Origin of the sequence: Hyphomonas sp. TMED31 (assembly GCF_002172815.1) — a bacterium.
In the GTDB taxonomy this organism is placed as follows: domain Bacteria; phylum Pseudomonadota; class Alphaproteobacteria; order Caulobacterales; family Hyphomonadaceae; genus Hyphomonas; species Hyphomonas atlantica.
Genome location: NZ_NHCK01000067.1, coordinates 42,053 through 51,249 on the forward strand (window position 1 = coordinate 42,053; position 9,197 = coordinate 51,249).

The following is a 9,197-nucleotide window of genomic DNA, read 5'->3' on the forward strand; positions in this document are numbered from 1 at the left end:
CCTGATATGAAAAAACAGTTGTTCCTGATGGCGGCCGGTGCCGCATTGGTTGCGTCAACGGCCTGTACATCTTCTGGCGGTGGCCAGCGTACGCCGGACGAGTTCCGCGTTGTCACCATGTCTCCGCTGACCGTTCCGCCGAACTACAAGCTGCGTCCGCCTTCTGCAGGTGGTGCCCTGCCACCTGAACTGGATGGCTCACGCACGGAAACCACGGCGGCATTTGGCGCGACGATCGGCCGGAATGCCAGCGCGTCTGAAAAGGCTCTCGTGGCTGCAGCGGGCGCGAACGCGGTTGATCCGATCATTCGCACCCAGGTCGACTATGAAGAGACCAAGACGATCCGCAAATCGACCAGCATTGCGGACCGGATCTTGTTCTGGCGCAGCGATGACGAGGCGGCAGAAGAGATCGCGCTGGACAATGCGACCGGCGGGAACCCCGTCGTGATTGAGCGCTCCAGCGAAGGCCCACGCATCAAGCTGCCGGGAACCTGATAAAATCAGAACCATGCGTCTGAAGAAAACCTGAGAGGAAACAAGCCCATGAAACGGATACTCACCGGGGGGCTTGTCGCGCTCTCGGTTTTCGCCTCCAGCGCCGTTGCGGAAGAAAGCACCTGGTCACCCAGCGTGTTCAGCCTCGACAATGGGATGGAAGTCGTCGTTGTGCCGGACCACCGCGCACCGGTCGTGACGCATATGGTCTGGTACAAGGTTGGCGCCGTGGACGAGGCCGAAGGCAAGTCCGGCATCGCACACCTCTTCGAACACGTCATGTTCAAGGAAACAGACGACCTTGCGCCGGGTGAGTTCGACGACATCGTCTCGCGCAATGGCGGCGTCAGCAATGCGTTCACCAGCTGGGACTACACGGCCTATTTCGAGCGCGTNGCGAAGCAGCACCTCGGCACGATGATGGCACTCGAAGCCGAGCGCATGACCGATCTGATCATCAATGACGATCCGAACGGTCCGTTCATTTCCGAGCGCGATGTGGTGAAGGAAGAGCGTCGCCAGCGNATCGACAACAATCCCGGCGTNATCCTGCAGGAAATGGTCCTGTCGGAACTCTGGAAGGGCCATCCATACGAGATCACGGTCATCGGCAAGATGGACGAAGTCGCGGCGCTGACCCCGGAAGACGGGATGAGCTTCTACAAGGAGTATTACAGCCCCGAGAATGCGATNCTNGTNGTGGCCGGTGATGTGACACCTGACGAAGTTCGGGCGCTGGCCGAAGAGCATTATGGCGCGATTGAGCCGACTGGAACGGCACACGGTGACCGCAAATGGGCGCCGGTTCCGCCGCTAAGCGAGACGAAGGAACTGGTCTATTCCGATCCGAAAGTGCGTCAGCCGAGCTGGAGTCGCTATTACTCCGGCACGTCTGAAACGCGTGATCGAGACCTGTCCTATGCGCTGGATGTCGGCCTGGAAGTGCTGGGCGGCGGCATGACAAGCCGTCTCTATCAGTCGCTTGTGGAAGGCCAGCAGCTCGCGATCAACGCCAACACTTTCGCCTGGACCACGCTGCATGATGAAGGCCCTGCCGTGATTATGGCGAGCCCGGCACCGGGCGTATCACTGGAGGATCTCGAAGCCGCTGTGATGGCAGAGGTTGAGAAGGTTCTGGCCGAAGGCTTCACGGACGCTGAAGTCGAGCGGGCTCGCAACAAGCTGGCGGCTCAGGCCATTTATGCCCGAGACAGCCAATCCAACATGGCGAATACATTTGGATCAACACTGGCGCTCGGCGGTTCAATTGATGACGTTCTGAACTATCCGGATGCCATGCGGGCCATTACCACGGAGCAGGCAATCGCCGCCGTCCGCGAAGTATTTGGCGCGGATCGCCACTACATCGAAGCACACCTGCTGCCAGCAGAGGGAGAATTCTGAGATGAAACCTTTTGACCTCATCATCGGTGCTGCCCTCGGACTGGGGGTTGCAGCATGTGCGTCAGTCGAGCCCGCGCAAACGGACGCAGAAATTACGGCGGTTGCACCGCCTGTCGAGGCGAGTGCGGATGACGCAGGCCTGGATGTCGTCGTTCATGAAGGCGATTTTGCCGAGATCCAGCAATTCACGACGCCAGGCGGTGTGTCGGTCTGGTTGGTTTCTGAACCGTCCATTCCGATCCTGTCGGTTGCGATGGCCTGGGAGGGTGGCGAAGCGGCAGACCCGGATGGCCTCGAAGGGCTGGCGGATGCCGTGGCCTATCACATGAACGAAGGCGCGGGTGATCTCGATTCGCTGGCGTTCCAGACGCGGATGGAAGAGCTCAATATGAGCTTCGGGTGCAGCGCGTCCAATGAGTGGACATCCTGTTCCGCATCCATGCTGACGGATAATGCCACGGATGCGATGGACCTGGTGGCGATGGCGTTTGAAGCGCCCCGGTTCGATGAAGGCCCATTTGCCAGGTTCGTGCGTGAGCAGGAAGTTTCGCTGAATACGCGCGAAACCAATGCGCGTTATCTCGCGGGCCGGGCAGAGGCTGCAGCGCTTTACCCGGAGCATCCTTATGCGCGAGAAATTTCCGCCGAAAGCGTTGCTGCGCTGACGCCTGAACTCGCAAAGGCGCATATGCGCAAGCTGATGGTGAAGGATCGGCTTATCGTGACGGCAGTTGGCGCTGTCACGCCGGAAGAGTTGGCACCGATGATTGATGCGGTCGCAGCGCCCCTGCCTGAAAGCAGCGACCTGCCGAAAACGCCGAAGATCGCGTTCACGGCTGAGGACAAATTCGACACGATTGTCATTGACCTGCCCCAGCCTCAGAGCCTTGTGCGTTTTCTGGCGCCGGGTCTGGAGCGGGAGCATCCGGACTTCTTTACGGCCTATGTGCTGAACTACACCTATGGTGGCGGTGGATTTGGCAGTCGTCTGATGGAATCGCTTCGTGTCCAGAAGGGGCTGACTTATGGCGTCTATACCGGCCTGTCCTATGATGAGAAGTATCAGAACTGGGGCGGTGGCGGTCAAACGCGGAACGAAAGCGTTGGGGAGTTTGTTGCGGCGCTGAAAGAAGAGACCGCCTTGATCGCAGAGCAAGGCGTTACCGCTGAAGAACTGGCAGATGCCAAGGCGTATCTGACGGGGTCGTATCCGCTGGCGTTTGATTCCAACGCCAAGATTGCGGGCCAGATGATGGGCGTGCGTCAGGATGATCTGGGTGTGGACTATTTCGACCGTCGCAATGCGTTGATCGAGGCAGTGACACTGGAAGACGTAAATCGCGTCGCCGCTGAATATCTGCAGCCAGATCGGCTCAGCTTCATTGTCGTGGGGCAGCCCGAAGGGCTGGAATAGCGATTGCCCGGCCTAGTCCGCAGTCTTTCGGGGTGCGGACAGGCCGGTCGTTGCCGCATCAAACACGCTCTCCCGATTGTATCGATAGAGCTCCGCCGGTCGGCCGCCGGTGCTGGTTTCCATTGCGCCGGTTCCGATAACAAAGCCGGTCTTGTCCAGAGCGCGCCGGAAATTCTGTGTGTGCAGGGACAGACCCAGAATCCCCTCAACGGCGCGCTGAAGTGACGACAGTGTGAATTTGTCTGGCATCAATTCGAATACGACTGGACGGTATTTGATCTTGCCGCGCAAACGAGAAATTGCTGTGGCCAGAATACGCCGGTGATCCGAGGCCATTGGCTCGCCGAGGCGGACATCCGGTTCTGGCAGGCCAGCATCGCGCGCGCATTCGATGACAAGCCCGGCCTCATANAGCAATTCGTAACGATCCAGAACGCGCTCCTCAATCCACCGGATTCCATCCAGAGCGAAAGCAGCGCGGGCACGTTCCAACCGACGTTCATTCCCGGCGGCCCACGTCATCAGGCGGGGCGCAATGTGTGCATCGATCAGCGCTGGACGGCCACTGCGATGATCTTCCCACGGAAAATATCGATACCAGGAGTGCCACCGCGCCTCGAAGGAATCATCCGCGGGGCGGGGCTCTGGGGTCAGGGCGAGGTAGCCAACCGAAATGACGCGCGCATTCGGGGCTGAATCTGCCAGAGTGGCTTCGGGGGTTTCGCGATCCTTGTCCCCAAACGTGTAGAGTTGCTCGACATAGCCGAGTTCAAAGCCGGTTTGCTCACGCACCCAGCCCCGCAATGACAGGTCAAACGTGCGATGGCGGTCCGGGTCAAATGCACCAAAGGGCAGGGCGTCTTCGCCCGTCTCGCGCTGGGTGATCAATACGCGGGGGGCGTCGCCTTCGACAGCAACCATCACGGCGGACAGTCCAATGAGCAAAGGCGATGACAGCGGCATCAGGAGGGCTCCAGCAATTTGTTGATCTGTGCGTAGCGCTTCATGAACGCGGCTTGCGCATCTGGAACCGCTTTCGGAGAAAGTTTCAGCTTGGTTCCTTCAGGCGGCTTTCCAAACAAGCGGTTTGCTTCGTCTTCGGAGAAACCCGCCAGTTGAATCGCTTCTGCCCAGGCGCAGATGAGGTCGGCTTTCTTGATCAGGCGCTTCAGCTTCTGTGGAGTAACAGGCCGCAGGCCAAAGCGGATGTGGATCGCTTCCTGCAGGCGGGCCTCGATGGTCTTGTAGCTTTCACCCAGTAGCGCCTTGAAGGGCGATATCATGTCGCCAATCACGTATTCAGGACTATCATGAAGTAGCGCCGTCAGGCGTTGCTGCGGTGTCAGGTCAGGTTGAAGGCGGCGGCAGATATCTTCAACCAGAACAGAATGTTCGGCCACTGAGAATGCGTGTTCACCGCGTGTTTGCCCGTTCCATCGGGCAACCCGGGCAAGGCCGTGGGCAATATCTTCGATTTCCACATCCATTGGGGATGGGTCGGCCAGGTCAAGCCGTCGACCCGACAACATGCGTTGCCAGACGCGGGGGGCCTTAACAGATTGCTTCACGCGAGAGGTCATCACCACCTTATTTAAAGCTTTGGAAACACAGGTAAAGAAACGAGGGCATTCCGGTTACGAACTCGTCCCTTTTTGGCCCCAATCGGCAAATGCGCTGTTAAGGCGTTTGGGGCAAAAGGGTCTCATGAACAAGGGCCGCGTTCAGAGATTCGCCGCCTTTCCTGCAAGTGAGGTGACCATGCTGGATTCTTTGACGACTGTTGTATCTTCCCAAACCATTGCGTTCGGGGTCCTGCTGATAGGGTGCAGCATTGTTGTCGTTGAAGCCGTTCGCGCCAGCAAGGAAATCCTCTGGGGCGACATGTTCATGGATGATCTGGACGATTAGTCCGGCCGGGCCTGATTCAGGCCGTTTTCTCCACAAATACGGTTCCGGCGGAATAACCGGCTCCGAAAGAGCAGATCAAACCGCGATCGCCGGGCTTGAAGTCGCCTGAATATTTGTGGAAGGCGATGATGGAACCGGCCGAAGACGTGTTGGCATAGGTGTCCAGCACGGTCGGGCTTTCCTCATCGGTTGCTTCTCTCCCCAAGACCTTTGACGAGATCAGGCGGTTCATGTTTGCGTTCGCTTGATGCAACCACATGCGGCGCAAATCGGTTGGGGCGATGTTCAGTTCGCCCAGTTGTTCCCCAATCATCGTGGCAACCATTGGCACCACTTCCTTGAACACTTTGCGCCCTTCCTGAACAAACAGCTTGTCTGGCGCGTCAATGCCTTCCGGTGCGGCGCGGTTCAGGAAGCCGAAATTGTTCCGGATATTATTCGAAAACTGCGTCTTCAGCTTGGTGCCGAGAATTTTCCAATGGCCGACCGGCGCTATGCTGACATCTTCCACCAGGACAGCCGTTGCGACGTCGCCGAAGATGAAGTGGCTGTCGCGATCCGTAAAATTCAGATGCCCCGAGCAGATTTCCGGGTTGACCATGAGGACGGATTTGGCGCTGCCAGAGCGCACGAAGTCTGCTGCGGTCTGGATGCCGAAGGTTGCGGAAGAGCAGGCGACGTTCATGTCGAATGCGAAACCGCCACATCCAAGCGCGTCCTGNATTTCCACGGCCATGGCAGGATAGGCGCGCTGCATGTTTGAGGCGGCGCAGATCACGGCGTCCACGTCTTCGGGCTTGCGCCCGGCGCGCTCCAGCGCATCNTTGGCGGCNTTCACAGCGATTTCGGCCAGGACCGAAATCTGCTCGTTCGGACGCTCTGCAATACGGGGNGCCATGATGTCCGGATCCAGAACGCCNGTCTTGTCCATCACATAGCGGGATTTGATNCCGGACGCCTTTTCGATGAATTCGACCGATGAGTGCGTCTTTGGCTCCAGCAGGCCGGCGGCGATATCTGCTTCCCGCTCGCGGTTCCAGTTGTCGGCCCAAACATTGTAGCTGTCGACCAATTCCTTGTTGGAAATGGAGTTGGGAGGCGTCCAGAGTCCTGTCGCCGAAATGACTGGTGTATTCATGCCTGCCCTCTTTGTCCGATCCGGATAACCCAGACCGTTATCGCATTTTTCTACAATGGTTTGTGTCTGCGGGAAGTTTGGTCAACTTCCGGTGATTTGCAAGTACCGAGGCTGTTTAGTCTTTTGGGGCGCGTAGCCCGGAATCGACCGTTTCCCGAACTGCTTCGCGGGGCAGACCCTGAGCTTCGTTTATGGCCTCGCGTTCTTCCGCCGCTTTCATTCTTTCGGCGTAGGATGCAGCATTTCGCTCCTGCCGCGCTTCAAGCAGCGCGATCTCTGTNTCTATGCACCGGTCTCGCGTNTCAGGATCAGGGGCTGTCCGGCAGCGGCTCCAGGCTTCGGCGCGGTTTGCCTTGTCCATTGAAGACGTTGCGCAGCCAGCGAGAAATGGCACCGCGACCAGAAGGGCAGCGGCAATCATTGAGGCTTTCATCAATCACATCTCCTGAACGGCCTTGTGTCGNGGACAGGATACATCATGGTCATTGACCATGCCAACTGCCTGNGCCCATGCNTAAANGATCGTTGGGCCCACGAATTTGAACCCACGTTTCTTGAGATCCTTNGACATTGCAGCGGACCAGTCGGTGTGAGTGGGCGCATCGCGGAAATGTTTCCACTGGTTCACNATGGGCTGGCCGCCCACAATTTGCCAGCAATAGTCGGAAAAGCTGTCACCTGATTCTTCCATCGCAAGGAATGCCTGAGCATTGCCGATCACCGCGTCGACCTTTTTGGGGCTCCGGATGATGCCGGGGTTTTTCAGCGCTTTGGCTGCGCGGGCGGGCGTCCAGCGGGCGAGCTTTTCGGGGTCGAAGTTGTCGAACTCTTCGCGGATGCTGTCGCGCTTGCGCAATATGGTGATCCAGGCCAGTCCGGCCTGCATGCCGTCCAGTTGCAGTTTCTCCCAGAGCGCGCGTCCATCGCGCTCCGGCACGCCCCATTCGGTNTCATGATAGGTCCGATAGAGCTCGTCTGACGGCGGGGCCCATGCGCAGGGATATGTGTCACTCACCGGCTGGCTCCGCGATGTGACTGTCCACCTCCGCGCGTTGCCATTCCGTGAGCTCGAACGTCACAGANGCGCCGTTGCAGGTGAACGTCAGTCCATCCTGCTCAGCCTTGGCAAGCCGGTCCGTGCGGATCAGAGCGAGTCCAACTGATCCGGCCACGCTGGTGAGACTGCCTATGGGGGTGCCTGCGACGATGTCTGCGCCCGCTTCCAGGGCCTCACCCGTCACCTTCACGGTGCGCTTGCGAATCTTGCCCTTGCGCTTCATGCGGCTGGCGACTTCCTGACCGACGAAACAGCCTTTCTTGTAGTCGATACCCGACATCATATCCATGTTGATGTCAGTCGGGAAAACTTCCGCTGCGCGATAGTCTGAGCCCCATTCCGGAACGCCGGCTGCGATCCGGGCGGCATGCCATTCCTGTTCGGGCATATCGATTCCAGAGACACCCGACGGCGTGATTGCGCGATGCGGCATTTGCGGCGACCTGACGTCCACCCAACTCCCTTCGGTCACGACATCATCGGTCAGCCGTTCAATCGTCACATCATTGCGCATTCTGAACATTTTCAGGCGCTTTTCGAGGTCATCCGCCGCGTCGACGTGAACATCCAGATAGATGTTTTCCAAGGCCAGCATGGCCAGGTAATCGGCGATCACCTTTCCTTGCGGCGTCAATAACGCGCCATAGCGCATCTCACCCGTCTGCCAATTGTCGACGGAGTGTGTGACAGTGCGGCCCAGCAGGTGAAGCATGTCAGGGCCGGTCAGGCGAATGATCGCGCGATGGGGGAGAATGCGTTTCATCTGCCTGTTGTAAGTATGGCAAGGTGGCTTCTCAAGTCCGACGTTCCATTCAAGGCTCGGGAAAACCACACTTGACTTAGGCCGCGCGGAGTCACACCCCATTTGCCATGACCTATGATCTGATCCTGAAAGGCGGCACCGTCGTTTCTCCCGGCGGCATGGCGCAAACCGACATCGGCGTGAAGGGCGAGCGTATTGCCCATATCGGCGACCTGACCGGCGTTGATGCCGGAGAAATCTATGACGCAACCGGCCTGCACATTCTGCCCGGTGTGATCGACAGCCAGGTTCACTTCAGGGAACCGGGACTGGAGCACAAGGCCGACCTCGAAACAGAAGCTCGCTCTGCCGCGCTGGGCGGCGTCGTGGCCGTGTTCGAGATGCCGAACACAAACCCGTCCACGATCACGCCCGATGCGTTGACTGACAAGCTGGCCCGCGCGAAGGGCCGGATGGATACCGATCATGCGTTCTATGCCGGCGCGACACATGACAACACAGATGTGTTGCCAGAGATGGAGCAGATGCTCGGTTGTTGCGGTGTGAAAGTCTTCATGGGCGCGTCGACCGGAGATTTGCTGATCCAGGACGATGAAGGCGTTGAAGCTGTGCTGCGCGCTATCAAGCGTCGCGCCGCATTCCACTCGGAAGACGAGTATCGACTCGAGGAACGCCGCAGCCTGGCCGTGCAGGGGGATTGGCAAAGTCATATTGTGGTTCGCGATGTTGAGGCCGCTGTCAGTTCTACGCGCCGCTTGTTGCGCCTTGCCCGCAAGACCGGAAAACGCATCCACGTGCTGCATATCTCCACCGCTGAGGAAATGGAGTTGCTGCGCGATGCGAAGGATCTGGCCAGTGTGGAAGTCCTTCCGAACCACCTCACGCTGGCTGCGCCCGACTGTTATGAGCGCCTCAAAGGCTTTGCCCAGCAGAACCCGCCCGTGCGCGAACAACGCCATCAGGACGCCCTCTGGCGGGCGCTGAATGCCGGGATCGTGGATGTACTCGCGACCGA

The 9,197-nt window shown here is 58.7% G+C and carries 10 protein-coding genes; 5 read left to right on the forward strand and 5 right to left on the reverse strand.

The genetic code is table 11. The features are described 5' to 3' along the window. The first annotated feature begins 6 nt into the window (after positions 1-6). The 3 genes from CBB91_RS10440 to CBB91_RS10450 all read left to right on the forward strand — a co-directional run bounded on the left by CBB91_RS10440 (position 7) and on the right by CBB91_RS10450 (position 3,316). The gene (locus tag CBB91_RS10440) at positions 7-498 is read left to right on the forward strand and encodes a DUF3035 domain-containing protein (protein WP_035552938.1); all 492 of its coding nucleotides are present in this window, start codon (positions 7-9) and stop codon (positions 496-498) included. A 48-nt stretch (positions 499-546) separates the two neighbouring features. Continuing rightward, positions 547-1,902, forward strand: coding sequence for a pitrilysin family protein (locus CBB91_RS10445; protein ID WP_273013990.1), 1,356 nt, complete (start codon positions 547-549; stop codon positions 1,900-1,902). A 1-nt stretch (position 1,903) separates the two neighbouring features. Beyond that, entirely contained in the window at positions 1,904-3,316 is a 1,413-nt protein-coding gene (locus CBB91_RS10450) for a pitrilysin family protein (protein WP_273013991.1), read from the forward strand. A gap of 12 nt (positions 3,317-3,328) precedes the next feature. On the opposite strand, the gene CBB91_RS10455 is transcribed toward CBB91_RS10450, so the two are convergent. Both CBB91_RS10455 and CBB91_RS10460 read right to left on the reverse strand, forming a co-directional pair. After that, positions 3,329-4,279: an NAD regulator gene (locus tag CBB91_RS10455; protein ID WP_051602748.1), complete on the reverse strand. Its 951-nt coding sequence runs from the start codon at positions 4,277-4,279 to the stop codon at positions 3,329-3,331. Beyond that, the gene (locus CBB91_RS10460) at positions 4,279-4,896 is read right to left on the reverse strand and encodes an HD family hydrolase (RefSeq protein ID WP_081806168.1); all 618 of its coding nucleotides are present in this window, start codon (positions 4,894-4,896) and stop codon (positions 4,279-4,281) included. The genes CBB91_RS10455 and CBB91_RS10460 overlap by 1 nt, the downstream gene beginning before the upstream one ends. Positions 4,897-5,074: 178 nt before the next feature. Here CBB91_RS10460 and CBB91_RS10465 point away from each other — a divergent pair, with 178 nt between their 5' ends. Next, positions 5,075-5,224 carry a hypothetical protein gene (locus tag CBB91_RS10465; RefSeq protein WP_162175989.1) on the forward strand — a complete coding sequence of 50 codons (150 nt, stop codon included), beginning with the start codon at positions 5,075-5,077 and terminating at the stop codon, positions 5,222-5,224. 16 nt (positions 5,225-5,240) lie between these two features. On the opposite strand, the gene CBB91_RS10470 is transcribed toward CBB91_RS10465, so the two are convergent. The 3 genes from CBB91_RS10470 to CBB91_RS10480 form a co-directional block, all read right to left on the reverse strand. Beyond that, positions 5,241-6,362: a beta-ketoacyl-ACP synthase III gene (locus CBB91_RS10470; RefSeq protein WP_273013993.1), complete on the reverse strand. Its 1,122-nt coding sequence runs from the start codon at positions 6,360-6,362 to the stop codon at positions 5,241-5,243. A 436-nt stretch (positions 6,363-6,798) separates the two neighbouring features. Continuing rightward, positions 6,799-7,377 (reverse strand): DNA-3-methyladenine glycosylase I, encoded by a 579-nt coding sequence (locus CBB91_RS10475; RefSeq protein WP_273013994.1) that lies wholly within the window; start codon positions 7,375-7,377, stop codon positions 6,799-6,801. Continuing rightward, positions 7,370-8,182 carry a folate-binding protein gene (locus CBB91_RS10480; RefSeq protein ID WP_273013995.1) on the reverse strand — a complete coding sequence of 271 codons (813 nt, stop codon included), beginning with the start codon at positions 8,180-8,182 and terminating at the stop codon, positions 7,370-7,372. Before CBB91_RS10480 ends, CBB91_RS10475 begins: the two co-directional genes overlap by 8 nt. 107 nt (positions 8,183-8,289) lie before the next feature. Here CBB91_RS10480 and CBB91_RS10485 point away from each other — a divergent pair. Beyond that, positions 8,290-9,197, forward strand: a 908-nt coding sequence (locus CBB91_RS10485; protein WP_273013996.1) for a dihydroorotase, incomplete at its 3' end; no start/stop codon positions are given.

Bases quoted from the DNA above. Each gene is read 5' to 3' on its own strand.
- CBB91_RS10465 (WP_162175989.1), top strand. From the start codon at position 5,075: ATGCTGGATTCTTTGACGACTGTTGTATCTTCCCAAACCATTGCGTTC.
- CBB91_RS10460 (WP_081806168.1), bottom strand. From the start codon at position 4,896: ATGACCTCTCGCGTGAAGCAATCTGTTAAGGCCCCCCGCGTCTGGCAA.
- CBB91_RS10440 (WP_035552938.1), top strand. From the start codon at position 7: ATGAAAAAACAGTTGTTCCTGATGGCGGCCGGTGCCGCATTGGTTGCG.
- CBB91_RS10450 (WP_273013991.1), top strand. From the start codon at position 1,904: ATGAAACCTTTTGACCTCATCATCGGTGCTGCCCTCGGACTGGGGGTT.